This window comes from Opitutus sp. sgz309028 (genome assembly GCF_059821195.1).
In genome coordinates, this window is the sequence record NZ_JCAMRR010000002.1 from 631,676 (window position 1) to 654,082 (window position 22,407).

Genomic DNA, 22,407 nt, shown 5'->3' on the forward strand with positions numbered 1-22,407 from the left:
TTGTCAGCTGCTTTGCAGTTGGCGCCGCTGCGGACTCGTGCGCGGGCGGTCGCGGGCCTAGCTTCGGCGCATGTCGCAGGACCCCAATGCCTCGTTTGACCGGACGGTGTTGGAGCGGATCGAGCAAAGTCCGACCGGCGTGGTACCGCGCACTCCGGCGCATGACGATGCGATCAAGCGCCTGCTCACGGCGCAGCAGATCTATGCGAACGCCGATCACCACGACGGCTATGTGAGCGTGCGAGCGCTGGCGCGGTTGCCGGCGTTTCACGCGGCGAACTGGGAGGAATTTGTCGGGAGCCGGATCGGTGGCGAACTGCTCGAACCGAACGCGAGCGTTTTCAATCGCTACGTGGCCTCGCTGGCGGCGGAGAACCGGGGACGCGCGGAAACGTTGCGCGTGAAGATCGCGGGCAAGCCGGTGCTGCACCGCGTGCGTCCGGGACACGCGGAGTTTCACGATCCGGTGCACAGTTTGTTTCTCGTGCCGGGCTCGGGTCCGGGGCGCGGCTTGCCGGGCAACTATTTGAGCGGGGCGCTGGTGCAGCTGGGTGCGGAGCTGAGGAACGGCGCGTGGGCGATCGATCTGCACGATGCCGAGGACAACGTGGTGTTGTTTGATGCGCCGGATCTGCGGGCGGCGGCGGAGAAGCTCGACGAGGTGCTCGCGAGCGCGCCGTTTTATTTGTGGGAGCTCGAAAGCCTCGGCTTTCGGCGAAAGTAGCGCGCCGCGCGGGCCTGCGTCACTCGCGCCGGCGGGAATCGAGGACGATCGTCACGGGTCCGTCGTTGACGAGCGCCACCTGCATCATCGCGCCGAAACGCCCGGTGGCGACCGGCGGGCCGGCGAGCGTTTCCATTTCGCGGACGAACGCTTCGTAGAGCGGAATCGCCTCGTCGGGCTTGGCGGCGTCGTTGAAGGACGGACGCGTGCCTTTGCGCGTGGACGCGAGGAGCGTGAACTGGCTGACGACGAGGACGCGCGCGTTTGCGTCGGAACGGATCTCGCGCACGGAGAGGTTCATCTTTCCGTCGGCGTCTTCGAAGATGCGGAGATTCGCGATCTTCGTCGCGAGCCACGTGAGATCTTCCGCAGTATCGCCGGTTTCCATGCCGAGCAGGACCAGCAATCCAGGACCGATTTCGCCGACGATGGCACCTTCGACGGTGACGCTGGCGGAGGAGACGCGTTGGACGACGGCGCGCATGGCGAAGGAAGTGTTGAAACAAAAACGGCGGCCGAAGCGACCGCCGTAAACGAGAGGAGCGGGCGTTGGCCGCGCGTCAGATCATCGGGACGTGCGGTTCGACGTCGGCGTCGTAGTTGACGCCCGGCAGACCGAAACCGAAGAGCCGGAGGAACTCGCTCCGGTAGCCGGCGATGTCGGTTTTTTCGACGAGATTGGCGGTGGTGACGGTCGGCCAGATCTCGCGGACGGCGGCCTGGACGTTGTCCTGCATCTCGAGATCGTCGATGCGCACGCGACCATCGTCGTCGAAGCGCGGCGTGTGGCCGTTATACATGTGCGTGGCGAAGAGTCGCTGGATCTGCTCGATGCAGCGCTCGTGCGTGCCGTTCGCCTTCATGATCTTGTAGAGGATCGAAATGTAGAGCGGGACGACGGGGATCGCGGAGCTGGCCTGCGTGACGAGGGCCTTGTTGACGGAAATGAAGGCGCGGCCGTTGCCGTGGGCTTTCAGCAGCGCGTCGAGGGATTTCGCGGCGCGTTCGAGATCGTTTTTCGCGAGACCGATGGTGCCGTTCTTGTAGATCGGCCAGGTGACCTCCGGCCCGATATAGGAATAGGCGACGGTTTGCGCGCCGGGCGCGAGGACGTTTGCGTCCATCAAGGCGCGGATCCAGAACTCCCAATCTTCGCCGCCCATGACGGCGATCGTGTCGGCGATCTCGGCCTCGGTGGCGGGCTCGATCGTGATGTCGGTGACGATGCCCTTGTCGGTGTCGACGGTCTTGTTGGTGTAGGACGCGCCGACGGGTTTGAGGACGGACCTGTGCACGGCGCCGGTGCGCGGATGGGTCCGGCGCGGCGAGGCGAGCGAATAGACGACGAGATCGATCTGGCCGAGGTCGGCTTTGATGAGATCGATGGTCTGCTTCTTGATTTCGTCGGAAAAGGCGTCGCCGTTGATATTCTTCGCGTAGAGACCGGCGGCGTGGGCGGCTTTGGTGAAGCCGATGGTGTTATACCAGCCCGGGGTCGCGGGGCGGCCTTCCTCAGAGGGGCGTTCGAAAAACACGCCGACGGTCGCAGCGCCCGTGCCGAAGGCGGCGGTGATGCGCGAGGCGAGGCCGAAGCCGGTCGACGAACCGAGGACGAGCACTTTCTTGGGACCGTCCTTGATGGGGCCTTTCGACTTCACGTAGTCGATCCATTCCTGCACGTGCGCTTCACAGCCGGTGGGATGAGAAGTGACACAGACGAATCCGCGAACCCGAGGTTTGATGATCATGAGGAGGGGAAGGTTTTCGGTGCGTCCGCGGGCTGACAAGTGTCAATTCGACGGCCGCGCCGCGCGCAGCGCGTCGGTTTCGTGACGCGAAAGGATGCGCTCGGCTTCCAGTTGTTGCCGGGTGCTGCGCAACTCGATCTCGAGCAGCGCCTGCTGGTCGCGCAGGAGGGCGTTTTGGGCGCGGAGCGTGGCGACGAGCTGGAGCAGGCCGCCGCAAGCGAGGGCAAGCAGGACGACAGTGGCCCAAGGCAGGTGTTTCCAGATCCGGAAAGGCGGGACGCGATCGGGGACTTCAGGCATCGGAAAAAACGTAAATGAGGCGAACCTTACAGGACCGCCAGCCCGATGAGGCCGAGCACGATCACGGCGCCGAGCACCGCGAGGATTTTCATTTCGAGGCGGGTGAGGTGAAGGGGCATGGTGAAAAAGCGAGGGCGCGCGATCAAAGGCCCAGCGGCTGCAGGCGGGCGAAAATCTCCTTCAACACCGGCTCGTTGGCGATCTCCGTCCAGCTGCGATTGCTCGAAACTCGCACAAACAGTTGATCGCCGCCGTGGCGGAAACCGTAACGCAGCGCGCTTTTCAGCAGCGCCGACGCCGAATAAGGACCGAGATAGGCGATGGGATGGCCGTCGTAGAGATGCCAAAACCACACGTGCTGCGGCACGACGCCGTTGGTGAACACACGGCTTTCGACTCCGGGCAGCCCGCGTCCGTCGATCGCGACTAGATCGTCGGGCTGTGCGCGCGATTGCAGCGACCAACCGGCACCCGGCCAGCACGCGTCGGGCGTGTGCGACGCCACCAGACTGACCGGCGCCTGGCCCGCGGGCCAGTAGGCGAGGTAAACCGTGATCTGGTCGACGCCGCTGGCGCTCCGACGCAGATACGTTCGCTGCGCCAGATGCGTGGTCCGCAGCGTGTCGGAGAATTGGTATAAGCTTCGCGACGTGTCGACATGCCAGCCGGGCGATTCCGCGGGCAAAATCGCTCCCAAGTTCGGTGCCGGAAAACCGCCGCGTCCTGACGGGCGGGTGTTGGCGACGAAGAATGCGGCGAGGGCGAGCGTGCCCGACAGTGCAACCGTGACCGGCCAGCGCAGCCGCCACCGGAAGGACGTGCGGGCTTCGGGAAACTCCTTCGCGGATGCGTCGGGAGCTTTGCGCGTCGCGGAGAGCCGATCGAGCAAGACCGCGAGTCCGGCCAGGATGACGGCAGTGATACCGAGCACCGCAAAACCCGTGGCATCGTGCCACGTCCCGGTGATGTCGACGCCGGCATTCGCGAGGAGCGTAAGAACAAGGGAGCGCGCGAAATTCATCGCGAGCGCGATCGGACCGGCCAGCAGAATGATCGCGGCGCGCGGCCAGAATCCGCGCACCAAGGTGGCGGAGAAAAACAGCCCGGCGAACAAGCACGAGATCAGGCTGCGCACGCCGCTGCAGGCGTCCTCGACGCCGACGCTCGTGTTGGCCAATTGGATGACGTTGCCGTGTCGCGCCGCGGCGATGCCGAGCAGGTGCAGCGCGTGGAGGACACCGTCCGTGATCGTCAGCTGCAACTGAATCGTCAGGCGCGCATACGTTCCGGGCGGGATCGGCGCGCTCAACAACCACAGCACGATCGCGGCGAACGCCGGCCAGTTGAAAGGAATTAGCCGCAACTCGCGATCTGCCGCCGAGACCCAGCACCCGCCGAGCAGCAGCGCGCCGGACAGCGTCAAGGTGAAGCCCACGAGATTGCTGCTCCAGTCGACCGCGGCGGCGTAGACGCCGCTCACACAGACCATCAGCACGCCGGCGGCGAGCAGAACCGACGACGCGGCGAACGTGAGCGGCCGCGCGGCCAGATAACGCCGCGTCCCGTGCCGGGCTTCGCGGGCAAGCAGCAGAAAAACGAGCGGCATCAGGTAGCCGTGCGAAAGATCCGGATTTTCCGACCAGTGCGGCCACAGCGCGATGCACAAGCCGAGCACGAGGACGCCGAGCAGCAGCAGGTTCACGCGGTCCAGCACGGTGAGCGCGGGACGCGCGACCTCGACGCGCGATGGCTGCGGAGTCGCGGTGCTCATGATTCCGGCGCGGGCGGCGGCGGCTCGCCGGGATACCGCTCCAGCAGCGCGTAATAAACCTCCAACGCCATCGGCAGCGCTGGCAGCAGCGCAGCGATGCGCGTCTGCCGGGTATTGCCGCGGAAAAAGGCTTCGACCAGATGCAGCGTGAACGCGCTGCCCTCGCCGTGTCCGCTGATGAAGCGGGACACCGTCTCCAATTTCGGCCAGTCGCGCGCCACGCCGGCGGCGCAACCCAAGGCCAGATACGCCTCGAGCGTGGAATCGCTCAGCGGCGGTCGCTCCTGGTCGATCTGGCGGAAAAGCGCGTGGAGCACGACCGGGCTCGGATGCCGGATCAGATGCGCCGCGAGCAGGCGCCCGGTGGGAACGTTGAACGGCCGCGCCAGCAACGTTGCAACGAGGCGGTCGCGGGCGCTGTCGGCGCCCAGCGTCGCATACGCGTCGAGCAGCAACGTCGCTCGTGCGGCGTCGTCGAGTTGCGCGCCGTAGCGGCCCAGCAGGTCCACCGCTTCGAGGCCGCGGCCGAGCTCCGTGAGTTCAGCGATCTGGTAGAACTGGCTGAACGCCGGCTCGCGGTCCCACGACTCCGACAAGCGGGCGAGCGCGGCCGGGCGATTGTTGGTGCGGACGAGCAGTTCGGTTTCGAGCAGCCTGTCCCAGTTGCGGACGGCGGGGGCGGTCGAATCGAGGATTTTTTGCAGTGGCTCGATGTGGCCGGTTTGCCGCGCGGCAAACAACAGCGCCCGCATCCACACCGGAGCCTCGGATGCGCCGGCGAGGATTTCCGCCGTGGCGAGGATTTCGATCGTCTCGAACTCGCCCCGCGCGAGGAGCGAACGGAACCAGAGTTGTTTGGTCGCCGCCGCTTGCGCCGGATGCCGCTCAATCAGCTGGCGGTAGATCTCGTCGGCGCGCGCGGGCTGGCCGAGTTGAAGTCGTTGCGCGAGCGCGAAGCCGATCCGGTAGCTGTCGGGATCGAACTGATGGGCGTTGGTCAGGTAGAGCATGCCCTCGGCGTGCCGGCCTTGGAGAAACGCGCGATTGGCGCGCTCCATGAAAAACCAGCCGCGCACCTCGGTCACGCGATGCCACGAACCCGGCCAGACGAGATGGACGATGCTGATCGGGTAGCCGACGGAGCGGAGAAAAACGAAAATCGCGAGCGCGCCGGCGAGGTAAACGGCGCCGAACGAGCCGCCGTAGGCCAGCGCGGCGCGGCCCCAGAAGGGACGGACATCGGCCGTGTCGACGGAACAACGCAGACCCGCGGGCGTGGCGACCAGGAGCGGACAAACGCGGCGGAAGTTCGCCGGTTGGTGCCAGGACAGGCAGGCGTCGCAGGCGGTTTCGAACGCGCGCCCCGAGTCGCTGGGCGACTGGCATGGACAGGGAACGCCGCCGCGCCGGAGACGGAACCACGATTTGCGGGCGTTCCAGTAGAGCAGGCCCCAAGCGAGGCGGAAAAGATCAGCGAGGCGGCCGGTCACAAATGCAGGAGTCACAGTAGATAGGGGAAATTACCGGGCCAACCGAAATCGTTTCCGGTCGGCGCGAGCGGGAAATCCTCGGAGAAGTCGCCGAATCTTCCCGCGGTGGGATTCGTCTAGGCCTTGGCACACCCATGAACACGACCAAAAAAATCCTCTTCGTCGCGGCGGTGCTGAGCGCCGCCTGGTCGACGGCCGCGCGTGCGGTTGTCAGCATCGGCGCTCCCGCGCCCGATTTCAGTGTGACGGACATCCAGGGCAAAACCCACCGCCTGGCGGACCACAAAGGGAAAATTGTGGTGTTGGAGTGGACGAATCCGCAGTGCCCGTTCGTGCAGAAGCACTACGAAAGTGGAAACATTCCCCAACTGCAAAAAACGGCAACGGGCGACGGCATCGTTTGGTTCGCGATCGAGTCCGCTCGTGGCAAATCGGGTCAGGCCGAGGACGCGAAAGCAGCCGCCTGGTTGAAGGAACAAAAGGCGGCGCCGACCGCTTATCTGCGCGACGCGGATATGAGCGTGGCGCGATTGTATGGCGCGAAGGCGACGCCGCACCTGTTCATCATCGATGCCTCGGGCGTGCTGGTTTACAACGGGGCGATCGACAGCATTCGTTCGGCGGACAAGGCCGACATCGCCAAGGCTGAGAATTACGTGACGTCGGCCCTGGCGGCGCTGAAAGCCGGGCAGCCGGTCGCCAAATCCGCCACCCAGCCGTATGGCTGCGCGGTGAAGTATTGAACCTGAAAAACCTGAGCCGCCAGGACGCCGCCGGCGCTGGCGGTTTACGCTGCTGCCACTCTCTGGCTTGAGTGGCGGCGGCTCGCGACGCAGGCTCCCCGCGTGAAACGACTGCGGCAATCGATGACGACGCTGCGGCTGCCGGTCTGCTTAGCGGTCGCGTTTTTCGCCGGCGCGGCGGGCGCGCGAGCGGCAGGCGGGTTTTTCAACACCCTGCTCGGCGAGCGCGAGGTGCACGTGATCACCGTCACGGACGTGACGAAGAAAGGGAAACAACTGCGCGAAGCGTCACGGGCGAATCCGATTTATTACGAGGCGCTCGTGCTCGGTTACCAAGATTATGGTCGCTCGATCGCGGGTCTCGAGCCGCCGGACAAAAGGGCGATGCTGAAGCTGATCATGAAGCTGCTCGCGGACCGCGGCTATTACCCCGGCTCGCCGCAGCACATGCCGGAAGTGCTGCTCGCGTTTTCGTGGGGCACGATGAACAACCGCGTGGGCATGTCGCTGCTGTTCATGGGCGGCGACAAAATGGATCTGCTGTGGCAACTCGAGCCGCTGTCGATTCACAACACGGTGAATCACATGACGCGGTTTCGTCACGGCTCGCTGGGCGATTTCATTTCAGAGGCGAGCAGCGGACGGCTCTACGTGATTTCGGTGCAGGCCTTTGATCGTGACGCGGCGATCGAAGGGCGGACGGAGTTGTTGTGGCACACGAAGGTGAGCGCGCCGGCGGACGGCCTCGATCTCACCCTCGCGCTCAAGCAGATGGCGCGCGAAGCGGCGCCATTTTTCGGGCGCGAGACGGCGCGGCCGGTTTGGACTCGTGCGCCCGAGCATCCGGTCAGAGTGGACCTGGGCGAACTGAAGGTCGTCGAGGCGATCGATCCCGACAAACTGCCGATCACGGATACCGATCGCGGCCCGGATGCCGTCGGCCCGGCCGCGGCCGCCGCGCGGCAACGCTGAATCGGAGCGCGACGTTTTCCGTTCCGCGACGACGGTTTCTGGTGATGTTCGCGAGGCGGCGGACCTGCTCCGCTCAGACCGTCACCGCGAAAAGCTCGGGGTGCATCGTGCCCTCGGCGACCTTGTTAACGGTGCCCGTCATCATGATCGAAAAGTCGGCGCCGATTTCGATGCCGATCTGGCCGCCGGGCATGTGCACAGTGACCGCGCGATCGACGAGCCCGAGCTTGTGCGCGACGGCGGCGGCGGCGCTGGAACTGCTGCCGGACGCCAGGGTGTAGCCTGCACCGCGTTCCCAAATTTCGATCTGAATGTTGGCGCGATCGAGCACGCGGAGAAACTGGACGTTCGTCTTGCGCGGGAAATTCGGGTGCGTCTCGAAGTGCGGGCCGTAGCGGTGCGCGAGCTCGGACGAGATTTCCGCGAGGGGAAGCACGCAATGCGGATTGCCGATCGTGGCGGCGCAGTAGGTGAACTCGCGGTCGAGCACGGTGATTTTCTCGTTGATGACCTCGCGCGGCGCGCCGGTGAGGTTCACGGGAATCGTCGCGCTGTCGAAGCTGACCTTGCCCATGGCCACCGTGATGAGGCGCCCGTTGTCCTTGATGACGGACTGGACCGTGCCGCCGGGCGTTTCGACGGTGAACGACGGATTCGTCACGAGCTTTTGATCCCACAGATAACGCGAAAAGATGCGGAGGCCATTGCCCGATTTCTCGGCCTCGGAACCGTCGGGGTTGAAGATGCGCAGGCCGAACTCGCTCGCGGTGGACGGGAGCGGACCCCAGAGGATGCCGTCGGAGCCGACGCCGAAATTGCGATGGCAGACGACGCGGATCTGCTCGACGGAAGGAGCGGACTTCCACTGCGGGAAGTCGCGCGGATCGCAGACGATGTAGTCGTTACCGAGGGCGTGATACTTGTGGAAACGCATGGAGGAAGAGAGAGCATTGCCCGTGCGAGCCGGCGAGTTCACGAAAAAAGTCGCACGCGGCGCGCGGGCGAGGACCTGTGCGCGGACGTAGGGCGCCGCGCGGGGTCAGAGCTTGGCGGGGGATGACGGCGCGTCGCTGTAGCCGAAAAGCTGGCGTTTCTTGATCGCCGCGACGACGCCGGGCGGGGCCATCTGCTCCCAGGAATCGTCGCCCTCCTTGATCCGCCGCAGGACGTCGCGGGAGAAAATATGCAGGATGTTCGGATCGAAGCCCACGATGCACTCGATGTAATGGTTCTCGAGAAGGTGATTGTAGAGATTACGGAGGTGATCGACGACCTGGACGTTCTTGGCGGTGATCAGCACCTGCGAGGCGAACGAGGCGGCGGCGGGGCTGCTGGGCGATACCGTGGGTTCGCCTTCGGAAAGATAATGCGAGTAGGCGTCCTGCCGCATCGGATAGATGTAGAGCTTCACCGAGTGGCGGAAGAGACGGCCGAAGGACTCGAGGATGCCGCCCTCGAGATTCTCGTAGTATTTTTCGTTGAAGATCTCGAGGAGGTTGTTGATGCCCATCGCGACGCCGATCATCTCCTTCGTGTAGCGACGAAAATAGGACGTGAGTCGGAAATACTCGGAGTAGTTCGAGATGAGAACGGTGAAGCCGATGTCGCTCAGCAGGTCGACGCGCGACAGGAAGTCCTCGGCGTCGAGCGCACCGGCGGCGAGCAGGTTGTTCATCGTGATCTCCATCAGCACGACGACCTCCTTGCCCTTGACGAGCGGCTCCTGGACGAACTGCGCGGTGGCGCAGTTGAGCATGTCGACGTTGACGTGCGTGACGGGGCGGAAGCTGCCGCGCTCGACGAGAATCGCCTTCTTGTAGAGGACTTCGGACGGCTGCATCACCTCGCCGTCGGCGCCGAACATCACGGCGTTGGTCAGGCCGAACTGGACGAGGTAAAGCGACATCAACCGGTTGTCGACGTGGCCGAAGGCCGGCCCGCTGAACCTCAACATGTCGACCTCGATGCGGTCGGCGGTGAGGTTGTCGAGGAGCGACTGGGCGAATTTCTTCGGGTCGTCGCGCAGGAAGAACGCGCCGTAGATAAGATTGGTGCCGACGATGCCGAGCGCCTCCTGCTGCAGGACGTTCTCCTTGTCCCACATCCGGACGTGGATGACGATTTCGTTCGGAGCGCCGCCCGGCTCGGTCTGGAAGCGGATGCCCATCCAGCCGTGGGCTTCGTTGGTGCCCTTGTAATTGCGGGTGGCGACGGTGTCGGCGAACACGAAGAAGCTCGTGCGATGCCCGCGCGAGTCCGCGAGCCGCTCGAGGAGCAGTTGATACTCGTGGTCGAGCATCAGGTTCAGCCGTTCGCGGGAGACGTAGCGCGGCGCTTTCCCGTAGATCGCGTCGCTGAACGTCATGTCGTAGGCGGAGATCGTTTTCGCCACCGTGCCGGAGGCGCCGCCCGCCTGGAAAAAGATGCGCGCGACTTCCTGGCCCGCGCCGATCTCGGCGAACGTGCCGTATTTCTGCTCATCGAGATTGATCGTGAGCGCCTTGCGGTTGGTGGTGAGGAGGGTCTTCTGCTCGCTCGACATGAGGAAGGACTATGGGTCGGGCCGACGGTGAAGCAACTGGTTCGTGGGTCAGCCGGCGTGATCGCGTCAGTGGTGTCGCCGTCGATGGCGCGGGCGGACCGCCGGTCCTGATTTCTACTGGAGGAAACGGCGATTCGGGGTAGGGTCGCGCTTCCTTCGTATGAAAAACTTCTTCACGTCGATGCTGGGGGCGCTGGCGGCCCTGGTCATCTTCACGGTCGGCGGCGCGTTATTGTTCGTCGGATTCGTCGGCGCGCTCGCCGCGCTGAGTGGCGAAAAAACGGTCAGCGTCGATCGCGGCTCGTATCTGGTGCTCGATCTGGCGGCGGCGGTGACCGACGCGCCGCCGAACATCGATTTCCGTTTTTTGGGCGGGCCGAGCACGCCCACACTGCAGTTGCGGACCGTGACGCGGACGCTCAAGGCGGCGGCGCAGGACGAGCGGATCGCGGGCGTGTTCATCAAGGGCGATGTGCCCGCGGGCGGCTACGGCCCGGGCTATGCGGCGTTGAAGGAGATCCGCGACGCCCTTGAGGAATTCAAGGCCTCTGGCAAGCCGGTGAAGGCGTTTCTCACCTACGCGACGACGAAAAACTATTACCTGGCCTCGGCGGCGGACGAACTCGTGCTCGATCCTTACGGGCTGATTTTCATGCCGGGACTTTCCAGCCAGCCGATGTTTCTGGCGGGCGCATTCGAGAAATACGGCGTCGGCGTGCAGGTCACGCGCGTCGGCAAATACAAATCCTTCGTCGAGCCGTTCACGCGCCGGAACATGAGCCCGGAGAGCCGCGAACAGATGCAAAAGCTGCTCGACGACATCTGGGGCGGGCTGCTCGGCGACATCAGCGCCGGTCGCAACGTGAGCGTCGCCACGATCCAGAGCACGGTCGACGCCGAGGGTGTGATTCGCGCGGAGGCGGCGAAACAGGCGCGGCTCGTCGACCGGATCGCGTATCGCGACGAAATCATCGACGAGATGAAAAAGCTCACCGGGCGTAATGGGCTAAAGGATACGTTCAAGCAGATCACGATCGTCGATTACGCGAAAGTCGCGAAGGACACCCGGATCGTGAAAAAGGAGCCGGACGCGGAGAAGGTGAAAAACGGCGAGGAAAAGAAGCCGGTCCTGAGCTCGCGGACCGGGCGGGTGGCGGTCGTTTATGCGGAAGGCGACATCGTGGACGGCGAGGGCGAGGAGCCGGGCGAGATCGGCGGCACGCGTTTTGCGCGCGAGCTGCGCCGGCTGCGCCAGGACGACAGCGTAAAGGCGATCGTGCTGCGGGTGAACAGCCCCGGCGGCACGGCGTCCGGCTCGGAGGCGATCCAGCGCGAGATGCGGCTCGCGATGGAGGTGAAGCCGGTCGTGGTGTCAATGGGCTCCTATGCGGCGTCGGGCGGCTACTGGATTTCCGCCTACAGCGATCGCATCTATGCGGAGCCGACGACGGTGACCGGCTCGATCGGCATTTTCGGCATCCAGTTCGACATCCAGAAACTCGCGGCCGATTTCGGCGTGACCTTCGACAGCGTGAAGACCGCGCGTTTCGGCGATATGTTGACGATCGCGCGTCCGAAGACCGCCGAGGAGATGGCGGTGTTTCAGCGACTCGTGGACTGGGTTTACGGCGAATTCATCGCGAAAGTGGCGGAAGGGCGGAAGCTCAAGCCGGCCTTCGTGGAGGAGATCGCGCAGGGCCGCGTGTGGTCGGGTGTCGAGGCGAAGAAGCTGGGTCTGGTCGACGAAATCGGCGGACTCGACGAAGCGATTCATTTCGCGGCGGAGCAGGCGGGCCTCGGGACGGATTATCGCCTGGTGGAATATCCGCGGAAAAAGGAGTTCGCGGAAGCGCTGCAGGAAATGATCGAGAAAATGGCGCCGCAAACGGCGCGGGCGTCGGGCTTTGCGGCCCGCGTCGCTGCGCGTTTCGAGCAGGATTTGAAGACGTTGCAGCGCTTCAACGATCCTCGCGGGCTTTACGCGCGGCTGCCTGTCGATTTGATGATCGAGTAATATGTCGAATCACACGCTTTCCAGAGAAGTTTCCGCCACGATGATCCCGGCGGGCGAGGTCGTGACGCTGCCGGCAGGCGCGCCCGTCTTCATCACCCAGACGCTCGGTGGCAATGTGACCGTGCGCACGGACCAGGGTCTCTTTCGTATCGCCGCCGCGGATGCGGGCGCGATCGAGGGTTACGAGGCCCGGCCGGCCGACGCGGCGCCGACCGCCGGAGGAAACGCCGAGTTCAGCGAACAGGCGGTGTGGGAGGCGTTGAAGACCTGCTTCGATCCGGAAATCCCGGTCAACATCGTCGATCTGGGACTGGTTTACGATCTCGTGGCGGAAAAAACGCCCACCGGCGGTCATGCCGTCGAGGTCAAGATGACGCTGACGGCGCCGGGGTGCGGCATGGGTCCGGTGATTGCGGAGGATGCGCGCGAAAAAATCGCGCAGCTGCCGCAGGTCGAATCGGCGAAGGTTCACATCGTGTGGGACCCGGTGTGGTCGCCGCAGATGATTTCGCCCGAGGGGCGAAAGACGCTCGGGCTGGAGTGACGTCGCGGCGGTGAATCGCGGCGACAACGACCGGACGAGTCTGCCCACGGACTACACGGAAGGCACGGAAGTGAACTGACGGCGGTGGACGACGGAGTCCTCACCGCGACGGCTACGCTGGTCGTCGGGCGGCTGGTTGCGACCGCTGGCGCCGCGAACGTCGCTCAGGCGGTGATGCTCTCGAGCGAGCACCCGTCGGCGGATGCGGCGTGGGGCGTCTCGCAGTTCGGGCGGGCGACGATCCCGGGAAACGGCTCGAGCGCGAAGGCGCGGTTCGGATCGGCGAGCAGGTGGCGGTCGCAGACGGCGAAAAGCGCGGCCTCGCTTTCGGTGCGCCGCATGTCGTGCAGAAACGCGCCCTGCGGGTCCACGCTCTGACCGACGAAGTTGAGATATTTCTTCATCTTGTTGACGTGAAGCCGCTCCGGCAGACCGGGCACCTGCGTGGCGCGATACAGCCGCTCGATGTAGTCGCGCACATCGGCGAGGGTCGGGCGGAAAATCGCGGACGCCGAGCCGTGCTGCGAGGCCTCGCGACACTGCCGGAAGATCCACGGATTGCGGATCGCGTGCCGGCCAATCATCACGCCGGCCGCGCGCGTCTCCGCGAGGACGCCGAGCGCCCGGGTGGCGGAGAACACGTTGCCGTTGGCGAGGACCGGACAGCGCACGCGGGCGACGGCGCGCGCGATGTAGTCGTAGTGCACCTCGCTGCGATACATTTCCTTCACGGTCCGCCCGTGAATGCTAAGCAGGTCCACGCGATGCCGGTTGACGAGCTCGAGCAGCGGCTCGAACGGCGTCGTATCGTCGAAACCGATACGCATCTTCACCGTGAAGAGGCCGGGCACGGCGGCGCGGAGGGTGGCGAGGATTTCGTCGACGCGCTGCAAGTCGCGCAGCAGACCGCCGCCGACGTTCTTCTTGTAAACCTTGGGCGCGGGGCAGCCGAGATTGAGATCGATGCCGGCGACGGGGTGGCGCAGCAGCGCCTCGGCGGTGCGCGTGAGATGCGTGAGGTCCTCGCCAATGAGCTGGGCGAAGACCGGACGTCCGGTGGCGTTTTCGTCGATGGAGCGGAGAATGTGTTTCTCCGGATGCGACTGGGCGTGGACGCGGAAGAATTCGGTGAAGAAGTAATCCGGCGCACCGTAGTGCGCGATCACGCCCATGAAGGCGAGATCGGTGACATCCTGCATCGGCGCGAGCGCCGTGAGCGGAAGTCCCGGGTGAAGCGGGGGCGGGAGGGAAACGGGAGCGGACGGCATGCGGGACCAGCGGCTATTCGTCCTCGTCGGATTCCTCCGACTGCTGCTGCTGGCGCACGCGTTCCAGGATTTCGGTCATGTCCTCAGTCGCGTCGATGACGGCGCGCGCGACGAAGATCGGACGCTTTTGTTGCAGTGCCAGGACGATCGAGTCGCTCGGGCGGGCGTCGATCTCGACGATTTTTTTGCCCAGTTCGTTTTCCATGCGCAGGAGGACGCGCGCGAAAAACGTGCCCTCGCGGGCATCGTTGACGAGGATGTGATCGAGTTGCGCGCCGAGTCCGAGGAGGATGCTGCCGATGAGGTCGTGCGTGAGAGGGCGGTCTTTTTTGACGCCGTTCAGTGTCATCTGGATCGCGTTGCCGACGGAGTGGTCGACGTAAATCACGAAGGTCTTCTCGTCGTTGCCGAGGAACACGGCACAACCGTTGGCGGTGGGCATCACGCCTTTCACGGAGACGGGGACGACGTCGTTCTGCATGGTTAAGAAATGGTCGCAGCGGGCGGAAAGCGCAAGTCGGCGGGCCGCGTCGCGCGGTGCGGAACTGGCGCGCGAGAAGTTCGCGCCTATTCGAAACCGTAGAGCGGAATGCTCCAGCTCCTGGCCTGCGCGAGCACGGCGGGACGATCGAGGATGATCACGCGATTCGCTTCGAGCGCGGCGGCTTTGATGCCCGCTTCGCGCATCGTTTCGAGCGTGCGCTGACCGAAACAGGGGACGTCGAACCGGTAATCCTGCCCGGACTTCACCGTTTTCACGAAGAGGGTCGCGTCGGTCTTGAACGTGCCCGCGCGGCGGAGCATTTCGTCGGTGCCCTCGTAGGCCTCGACGGCGAGCACGGTGCCCTTGCGGACGACGCAGCCCTGGCCGATGTCGAGTCGGGCGCATTCGCGGGCGATGTGGATCCCGTGATCGAGGTAGTCCTGGTCGATGGGGAAGGAGCGCCCGGTCATGCAGCCGGCGATGGCGAGCTGGTCGTCGATGAAGGAGCGGGCGTCGAGCAGCTTGATGCCGAGGGCTTCGATCTCGGCGGCGATGGCGCCGAAGATGGTTTCGGCATTGCGGCGTTTCAGCGACGCGAGGATGCGGATCGCCTTCAGGTCGGGATGAAGGCCTCTGAACAAGCGCCGCGGCGCAATCTGTCCGGCCATGATGACGTAACCGGCGCCGAACTCGCGCAGCGTTTTCAGCATCCGGCCGAGCTGGCCGACGAGCAGCGTGCAGCGATCCGATTCGGGAAAGGAAGCGACGAGGTCGGGCCGCGTTTCCTCGTCGAAAGCGATCAGCTTCAGCGGCACGCCGGCGCGGCGAACGGCGGCGGCGACAAGCTGCGGGTAAATTCCCTGGCCGGCGATAAGCGCGACCGGACGCTGCGGATCGAAGTCAGGAGGGAGAAACGCGGAGAGCACGGCGGAAAAAGTTGAAAAGCTGAAAGACTGAAAAGCTGAAATTGGCGAGCCGCGTTCGCGGAAGAGCGGAACACCCGCTTGGTTTCAGCTTCTGGGTTTTTCAGCGTTTCAGCTTTCTAGGACTGGGAGCCGTAATATTTTTTGTAGCTCCGGTAGTAGCGGTAATTCGAATAATACTCGATGCGGCGCGGCGAGAGACCGTTGAGCACGACGCCGAGCACCTCGTTTTTGCCGTTGCGGAGCGCCTTCATGTAAAGGCGAATGTGTTTTCGGAAAGCGCGATTAAAGCGGCAGACGTAAATGACCTCGTCGGCGCGCTCCGCGATCAGGAGACTGTCGGTGACGGCGCCGAGCGGGGGCGAGTCGATGATGACGAGGTCGTATTCCCGTTTCAGCTTTTCGAGCAGCTGTGCGAAGAGCGGATTTTCGAGGATCTCGGTCGGACTCTTCGAACGTCCGCCGGAGCAGAGCAGCGAGAGGTTCTCGCTGATCTTGATGATGCCGAGGCTGGGGCTGGTCGCGAGCTCGGTATCGAGAGCGGCGCCGGCTTCGAACCAGGTGATGAGGCCGGCGCTGTTTTGCTGCCGGAAATGGCGGTGGAGCATCGGCCGGCGCAGATCGCAATCGACGAGCAGCGTGCGCTTGGCGTGGCGGGCGAAGCTGCCCGCAAGATTGCACGAAATGAGCGTCTTGCCCTCGCCGGGGATCGTGCTGGTGACGAGGATCGATTTCGGAAAATCGAGCTTCGAGTGGATTTTCACCGAGCTGTAAACGCTGAGGAACGCTTCGATGCCGGGTGCCTGTTTGTCGTTCAGCAGCAGCGAGTATTTCTCGTCGTCTTTCATCGACGAGAGATCGGGGATGATGCCGAGGAGGTTGGCGCCTATGAAGGACTCGACGTCCCAGGCGCTCTTGATGCGGTCGTCGATGAAGCTCAGCCCGATGGCGACGCCGAGAAACACGAGGACGCCGACGCCGATGCAGCTGCGGGTGATCGCGTGGAGATTGGGTGAATACGGGGCGCCGGAGGGCACCGCGCGGTCGAGCGGGTGGAGCGGAATCTTTTCCAGGTTCTTCGTCGTCGTCGTCTGGCTCAGGCGATCGAGGATCTGCAGATAGTTTTGCTTCGTGATCTGCGCCTGGTTTTCGAGCGAGCGATATTGGACGGCGATGTCGCCAAGCTGGAGCGAATCCTTTTCCGCCCTGGCGAATTCGGCCTCGAGGCTTTTCTCCGATTCGCGGGCCTCGTCGAGGCGGGTGCGCAGGTCGGCGATCGCGAGGTCGATGGCCTTGTCGAGCTGCTTTTGGACGACGCCGATGCTGTTCTCGATGTCGACCATCTTGGGATGACGTTCGAGGTAGCGCTCGCCGAGGACGGTCTGGCTTTGGCGGAGACTGGCGAGCTGGCTGGCCAGCGACGGGACGGTGCCGTGGTTGGCGATGTATTGGATCTCGATGAGATTGCGGCCTTCCTTGCGGTAGGTTTCGACGAGATTGAACTGGTTCTCGAAATTGAGACGGACGAGTTGCGCGTTCGTGAGCGTGCTGCTGATGGTTTTGAGGCGGTCGCCGACGATGTCGCGGCTCTTGTCGAGGGAGATGAGGTTGTGGGCCTTCATGTAGGCCTGGAGCTTTTGCTCGGCGATTTCGGACTCCTTGCGCAGATCCTCGGCGCGGGTCCGCAGGAACTCGACGGCGGTCTCATTGATGCCGCTGACGCGATCGATGAGATAATTCATGAATTCGCTGACGTAGCGGTTGGCGACGAGCGCGGCCGCTTCCGGGTCGGGGTGGCGGACGGTGATGGCGATCAGCAGCGAGTTGCGGGCCGGCTCGATGGAGACGGAGCCGAGGGCGGCGCCGGCGGGCGGCGGCGGGGTGCCGGGCGGGAGCGCCTTCAGAAAGGGACGCTGGAGGATCTTCACCTCCTCGGGCGTGAACGATTCTACGACGCGGCTGCGGAGGCGGCCGCTGTTGAGGATCTGGATGTTGGTATTGAGCTCGATGTCGCTGCGGACGGCGGCATCGACGACGACTTGCGAGGTGACGACGGTTTCCGGTTTCTCGAACTGCATCGTCGCCGTGCTCATATACATCGGCGTCTCGCGGGCTTTGAAATAGCCCATGGGCACGGCGACGAGAAGGGCGAGCGGCAGCGCGATCCAGAGCCGCTCCCGCAGCATGATGTAGTAATCCCGCAGCGTCCGGCGCTCGACGGCAATTTCTTCGTCCCGCACGCCCCGGACGTGGGCGGGCGGTTTCGGAGTGGGTTCGGCGATCTGCATGGGATCAAATGATGCGCTCGGGCACGTAAACGTTGTCGCCCGGCTCGAGCAGAATGGCGCTGTTGTCGGGGATGTTCGACTTACGGCCGCGCAGAAGGCTGTCGACGTCCACGACGAAGGTGGTGACCTTGCCATCGGTTCCGGTGCGTGTGATGACGACAGCGGTGCCCTTGGCAATGTCCGTGAGGCCGCCGGCCTTGGTCACCAGCTCGAGGATGGAAAAGGTGGATTCGATCGGCAGCAGGTAGCGGCCGGGGGCCTTTACCTGGCCGGAAATGGAAACCTCGCGCGGGGCGTAGTCTTCGATCGCGATCGTCGCCTGCGGATTGCGCAGGTAACGTCCGTCGCGGTAAGCCTGCTCGATGGCGCGCTGCGCGGCGGCCACGGTCATGCCGGCGACGTGAAGGTCGCCGACGAGCTTGAGATTGATCATGCCGCGGGCGTCGATGCGCATGATGGAGGAGAGCTCCTCCTCTTGGAAGATCGAGACGCGGATGCGGTCGGTGATCGTGAGACGGTAAACGTAATTGGGCTTTTCCGTCGGAGCAGTGGCGGCTTTTTCGTCCTGAGCGGAAGCGGGGACGACGAGCGAGGCCGCGAAGGCAAGGACCGTGAGGCTGGCGTGAAGGAAACGAAGAATCGAGAGCGGCATGGCGCGGGATGGCTCAGTAAGTGGCGATCACGGTGAAGGTGAGCATCTGTCGCTCGAAATCAGCTCCCGCGAGATTGGAGCGATTGAGCATGTAGACATAGGCGAGGCTGGTGCGGATATGCGTGGTGATGGCGAGGCCGATGCTGGCGTCGAACTGGAGCATCTCGTCGCGGCGGCCGTCACCGGCCCGGCCCAGAAAATCGCTTCTTGAATAGGTCACCCCCGCATTGGCGATATATTTGCTACTGAGTGATGCGGTGCCGTGCAAGCCGGCGCTGGCGCGGTTGACGGAAATGTCGGTCGAGGTGATGGAAAAATCCTGATTCAGGTCGGCGGAAAACGAGAGCCGGCGCGAGAAAAGCCATTTCAACGAGGTGCCGGACGTGAACGAATCGAAGGTTTCGTCGGTGCCGTCCGGGAGCTCGTTGTTGCGGCGCTGCACCCCGACGCGGACCGTGCCGCTGAGCTTCGGCAGGATGCCGCCGCTGGCGCCGACGGTGAAGCTGTGATCGACGGCGGTGGTGTTCTTCGACGTGTCGCTGATGCCGATGGTATAGCCGCCGTTGAGGTCGAGCTTTGAGGTGTAGATATAGTTAACGTTGATGGAGTCCGAGAATGTATATAAGTCGCTGAACGCGCTTTTGTTGGTATACAGTTTGGTCGTGGTGCGGAAATTGTTGGTGAAATAGTAGCGATCGTTCACCGGATAACGCAGGTCGAGTCCGGCGCTGTTGTTCCAGGCGCGGGTGCGTTCGCCGGCGTCGGGATCGGCCTGGCTCTCGCGGCGCGTGGTGAAGGCGAGCACGCCGGTGGTGCGCCCGTAGCGTTTGCGGAACGCGAGCGCGAAACTCGGATCGGTAAAATCCTGGCCGCGGATATCCTTGAAACCGCCGGCGACCGTCGTGGCGTTGGCGGTGACGCTGATGAGGCCAGCCTGTCGCGAATAGTCGACGCCAAGGGTGAGCGTCTGCGTGTAGGACTGCTGCGCCACCTTGCGAGTGAAGACGTTCGTGTCCAAACCGATGCTGTAGGTGCCGCTCACGAAGATCAGCTCCTTGCCCTCGTTCAGGTTGAACAATGCCCGGGCCGGCGAGATCAGGATCATGCTTGCAAGGAGGCTGAAGCCGATGCGCAGGCGAAGGGTCATCGAGACGGCGGAGCGAGGGAGCGTCGGCCTAGCGGACAAGGTTGGCCTGGCTGCCGGTATATTCGACGGGCGGGATGTCGGGCACCGTCGGCCGCGGTTGCGGGCCGGGATCGCCGTTGTTGCCGGGATTGCCGATGCCGCCGCCGATCGGAGTTCCGGTGCCACCCGGGCCCCCTCCGGTCGTGCCGGAGCTGAACTGGACGGACGTTTGGGCGGCCTGTGCGGCGTCGAGATCCGCTTCCAGTTCGCCGAGGTCGGCGGGGTCGAACTGGGTGACGATAATAGAAGTGGAGGTGTTCTGCTCGGGATCGCCGGTGGCAGCGCCGCCGGAACCGCCACCCGCGGGCGCGGCCGGATTCGCGCCGGTGGCGCCTGGCGAGCCGCCGGCAAAGGACGAGGGCGGTGGCGACGCCGGCCCGGGATTGGTCGCGGCATTGGCGAGTTGTCCAGCGCTGGCTGCGTTTTGCGTGGCTTGGGCAACCTGTTGGGAAATCTGGGCTACGACCGGACCGGCTTGCGCTGCGGCGGCTTGCACCGAGACCAGCGGTTGGTTGGCCGCAAGCGCGACGCTCTGGGTGATGGCGGCCGCGGACGCCGGAGCGGCTTGCGCCACGGCGGCGGCGAGCACGCCTGCGGTCTGGGTCGTGACGGCGGGCGAGGCGTTCGGATAGCTCTGGACGAGAAGTTGCATGACCGCCGTGGCGACTTCCTGAGCCTGAGGCGGCACGACGACCGTCACCGCGGCGGCAAGGGTCGCGGCGGTTTGCGCCACGACCTGGGGCGACGCGTCGGCCATCGTGGGCGTCAAGGTGAGCACCTTCATCATCGTCGCGGCGATCGGCACGGCCTGAGTCGGCGCGGCGGTCGTGACCGCGGAGGCGATCGTGGCGGCAATCTGCGAATTCGCGGTCGGAGGCGACTGCGGCGAGGCTTGGGCCAGTGCTTGCATCACGGCGGCGGCGACCGGCGCCGCTTGGGCCGGCACGGAAGCGGCCACCGCGGAGGCGAGCGCGGCGGCGGTTTGGACAGTGCCCGGAGTGGGCGTGCCCTGCGGCGTCGTTTGCACAAACGTCTGGGTCACGGCCGAGGCAATCTGGGCGGATTGAGCGGGAGCGGCTTTGGCGGCGCCCGCGGCGATCGCGATCGCGTGCGCCGGCGCCGAGATGGCGGCGGAGGTCGCGATCTGCGAGGCTTGATCGGGCGCGGTGCTGACCACGGCGTTCAGCAGCGAGGAGACCGTCGGGCCCGCGATCGTCGAAGTGGCGGCGAGTGGCGACGTGAGGGCGACCACGGCCTTGCTGGCAATCGCGCCGGCTTCAGCGGGGAGCGCGGCGGCGGCGGTTTGGGCCACTTTCGTGATCAAATCGGCCGCGGACGAAGGCGGCAGCCCGCCGAGATTGTTCTGCACGACGTGGGTGACGGCGTCCAAGGCCGTCTGCACGACTCCCGCGAAACTGCTGGAGCTGGCCACGGCGCTGGCGAGCGAGATCGGCGGCTGCGGCTCTCCGCCGGGCGGCGTGATGGTGACGTTGCCGGCGGCGATGGAGTAGTTGGTGCCGTTGGGCGTGGTGAAGACCACCGTGTCGGCCGTCGTCGCGACGAGAAAGCCATCCTCCTCCACCGAGACGGAAAACGAGGTGCCCTTCGCGCTGGCGATGCCTTTCGGAGTGCGCACGCCGTAGTCGTTGATGCCCGATTTGGCGGGATCGATCGTCGAAACGAGGGTGCCGGCTTGCAGCCCGAGCAGGGTGGACTGCTTTTTAACCACGCCGCCCTCGGTGACGACGGACAATTTCTCGATCCGGACGGTGGTTTTCGGGCGGAGGGTCGCGATCGTGCCCTCGAAGGTTTGCAGGTAAAGTTCCGCACTGTCGTTGGTGGAGAGCACCGCGCCGGCGGGGACCGATTCTCCCTCGGCGATCGCGCGCGAGACGTTGTTGTTTGGAAGCTTGACGGTGGCGGGACCGGTCAGCCGCAGCACGATCGCTTCGGTTTCACGGGTAAGCTCGCCCGTCGCGACGGCAGTTGGAATCGGCAGTGCCGCGCCCGGCGCAATGGATGCCGTGGCCGGGACGTCGGCGGCGGATTTCGCGGCGGCGTTTTCCTTCGAGGCCACAAATTCCTCCTCCGTGATCGCGGCGCCGCCGATCGTGTATTTGACGAAGGCCTCCTGTCCGGTGGTGAGCCGCTTGCCGATCGAAACGAACGAGCCGTCGGGCGCGCGCGGATTAACGGTGGCGGTGCCGTTGATCATCGCGACGTGCGTCTGTTTCTCCTCGGCTTCGATCAGGACGCGTTCGCCGCGGATGCCGACCATCGCATGCGCCGTTTCGTAAACCATCGTCGTGCCGCTCAACAGCCGCGGCGTGCTCAGCACCACGCGCCCGGTCGCCAGCTTGATGATGGTCGAGGAGTTGGACGGCTCGACGCGGAGATTGTTGTTCGGGGCGAAAAACTCCTGGTCGAACTTCACGATTTCGAACCGGGTTTTTTCGTCGAGCACCGTGCTCGTCTGGTTGGAAAACAGGATCGAAACCTTCGACCCGGGCGCCGTCTCGAGCGTGGCGCCGCGCGCGCGGATCGTGTCGCCTTTTTTCAGTTCGAGAATCCGGCCGTCGCTGACGCATGTCGCCGTGCCGGTGACGCTCACGACCGTGAAGCGGCCGAGCACGTTGTTCTGTCGGCTGAGTGCCGCCTCCAGCCAGGACGAGGCGCCGAGCGTGAGGACGACGAGCAGAACAATGCGCAGAGATGCTTTCATGGCGGGCCCCGGGACAGCGGTGAGAATTCTAGGGGA

General features: G+C 64.7%; 19 protein-coding genes. 5 read left to right on the top strand and 14 right to left on the bottom strand.

What is annotated here, in order from left to right; genetic code table 11:
* Positions 1-70: 70 nt before the first annotated feature.
* Positions 71-724, top strand: coding sequence for a hypothetical protein (locus tag AC6RV7_RS08390; RefSeq protein ID WP_500093519.1), 654 nt, complete (start codon positions 71-73; stop codon positions 722-724).
* 19 nt (positions 725-743) lie between these two features.
* Here the strand turns inward: AC6RV7_RS08390 and dtd are convergent, their stop codons facing one another.
* The 5 genes from dtd to AC6RV7_RS08415 all read right to left on the bottom strand — a co-directional run bounded on the left by dtd (position 744) and on the right by AC6RV7_RS08415 (position 6,048).
* The gene (dtd, locus tag AC6RV7_RS08395; protein ID WP_500093520.1) at positions 744-1,208 is read right to left on the bottom strand and encodes a D-aminoacyl-tRNA deacylase; all 465 of its coding nucleotides are present in this window, start codon (positions 1,206-1,208) and stop codon (positions 744-746) included.
* 76 nt (positions 1,209-1,284) lie between these two features.
* Positions 1,285-2,472 (bottom strand): enoyl-ACP reductase FabV, encoded by a 1,188-nt coding sequence (fabV, locus tag AC6RV7_RS08400; protein ID WP_500093521.1) that lies wholly within the window; start codon positions 2,470-2,472, stop codon positions 1,285-1,287.
* A 42-nt stretch (positions 2,473-2,514) separates the two neighbouring features.
* Positions 2,515-2,772: a hypothetical protein gene (locus AC6RV7_RS08405; RefSeq protein ID WP_500093522.1), complete on the bottom strand. Its 258-nt coding sequence runs from the start codon at positions 2,770-2,772 to the stop codon at positions 2,515-2,517.
* A gap of 142 nt (positions 2,773-2,914) precedes the next feature.
* Positions 2,915-4,543 (bottom strand): exosortase/archaeosortase family protein, encoded by a 1,629-nt coding sequence (locus tag AC6RV7_RS08410; protein ID WP_500093523.1) that lies wholly within the window; start codon positions 4,541-4,543, stop codon positions 2,915-2,917.
* On the bottom strand, positions 4,540-6,048 hold the full coding sequence (locus tag AC6RV7_RS08415) for a tetratricopeptide repeat protein (RefSeq protein WP_500093524.1): 1,509 nt from the start codon (positions 6,046-6,048) through the stop codon (positions 4,540-4,542). Before AC6RV7_RS08415 ends, AC6RV7_RS08410 begins: the two co-directional genes overlap by 4 nt.
* Positions 6,049-6,167: 119 nt before the next feature.
* Between AC6RV7_RS08415 and AC6RV7_RS08420 the strand changes: the two genes are divergently transcribed.
* Together AC6RV7_RS08420 and AC6RV7_RS08425 are read left to right on the top strand one after the other, a co-directional pair.
* Complete coding sequence (locus AC6RV7_RS08420; RefSeq protein ID WP_500093525.1) at positions 6,168-6,776, top strand: redoxin domain-containing protein; 609 nt, start codon at positions 6,168-6,170, stop codon at positions 6,774-6,776.
* Between the two features lie 102 nt (positions 6,777-6,878).
* Complete coding sequence (locus AC6RV7_RS08425; RefSeq protein ID WP_500093526.1) at positions 6,879-7,748, top strand: hypothetical protein; 870 nt, start codon at positions 6,879-6,881, stop codon at positions 7,746-7,748.
* A gap of 73 nt (positions 7,749-7,821) precedes the next feature.
* Here AC6RV7_RS08425 and dapF read toward each other — a convergent pair whose 3' ends face one another.
* Both dapF and AC6RV7_RS08435 read right to left on the bottom strand, forming a co-directional pair.
* Complete coding sequence (gene dapF / locus AC6RV7_RS08430; RefSeq protein WP_500093527.1) at positions 7,822-8,682, bottom strand: diaminopimelate epimerase; 861 nt, start codon at positions 8,680-8,682, stop codon at positions 7,822-7,824.
* 105 nt (positions 8,683-8,787) lie between these two features.
* Positions 8,788-10,290, bottom strand: coding sequence for a TonB-dependent receptor (locus AC6RV7_RS08435; RefSeq protein ID WP_500093528.1), 1,503 nt, complete (start codon positions 10,288-10,290; stop codon positions 8,788-8,790).
* 160 nt (positions 10,291-10,450) lie between these two features.
* On the opposite strand from AC6RV7_RS08435, the gene sppA reads away from it, so the two are divergent.
* Entirely contained in the window at positions 10,451-12,304 is a 1,854-nt protein-coding gene (gene sppA / locus AC6RV7_RS08440; RefSeq protein ID WP_500093529.1) for a signal peptide peptidase SppA, read from the top strand.
* A 1-nt stretch (position 12,305) separates the two neighbouring features.
* Complete coding sequence (sufT, locus tag AC6RV7_RS08445; RefSeq protein WP_500093530.1) at positions 12,306-12,848, top strand: putative Fe-S cluster assembly protein SufT; 543 nt, start codon at positions 12,306-12,308, stop codon at positions 12,846-12,848.
* Between the two features lie 164 nt (positions 12,849-13,012).
* Here sufT and AC6RV7_RS08450 read toward each other — a convergent pair whose 3' ends face one another.
* The 7 genes from AC6RV7_RS08450 to AC6RV7_RS08480 form a co-directional block, all read right to left on the bottom strand.
* On the bottom strand, positions 13,013-14,116 hold the full coding sequence (locus AC6RV7_RS08450) for a tRNA dihydrouridine synthase (protein ID WP_500093531.1): 1,104 nt from the start codon (positions 14,114-14,116) through the stop codon (positions 13,013-13,015).
* 13 nt (positions 14,117-14,129) lie between these two features.
* Entirely contained in the window at positions 14,130-14,597 is a 468-nt protein-coding gene (locus tag AC6RV7_RS08455; RefSeq protein ID WP_500093532.1) for a bifunctional nuclease family protein, read from the bottom strand.
* Between the two features lie 86 nt (positions 14,598-14,683).
* Entirely contained in the window at positions 14,684-15,526 is an 843-nt protein-coding gene (locus AC6RV7_RS08460; protein WP_500093533.1) for an LpxI family protein, read from the bottom strand.
* Between the two features lie 116 nt (positions 15,527-15,642).
* The gene (locus AC6RV7_RS08465) at positions 15,643-17,811 is read right to left on the bottom strand and encodes a GumC family protein (protein ID WP_500093534.1); all 2,169 of its coding nucleotides are present in this window, start codon (positions 17,809-17,811) and stop codon (positions 15,643-15,645) included.
* Between the two features lie 4 nt (positions 17,812-17,815).
* Positions 17,816-18,463: a polysaccharide biosynthesis/export family protein gene (locus AC6RV7_RS08470; RefSeq protein ID WP_500093535.1), complete on the bottom strand. Its 648-nt coding sequence runs from the start codon at positions 18,461-18,463 to the stop codon at positions 17,816-17,818.
* A gap of 13 nt (positions 18,464-18,476) precedes the next feature.
* Positions 18,477-19,610: a hypothetical protein gene (locus tag AC6RV7_RS08475; RefSeq protein ID WP_500093536.1), complete on the bottom strand. Its 1,134-nt coding sequence runs from the start codon at positions 19,608-19,610 to the stop codon at positions 18,477-18,479.
* Between the two features lie 28 nt (positions 19,611-19,638).
* Positions 19,639-22,371: a FecR domain-containing protein gene (locus AC6RV7_RS08480; protein WP_500093537.1), complete on the bottom strand. Its 2,733-nt coding sequence runs from the start codon at positions 22,369-22,371 to the stop codon at positions 19,639-19,641.
* Positions 22,372-22,407: the final 36 nt, after the last annotated feature.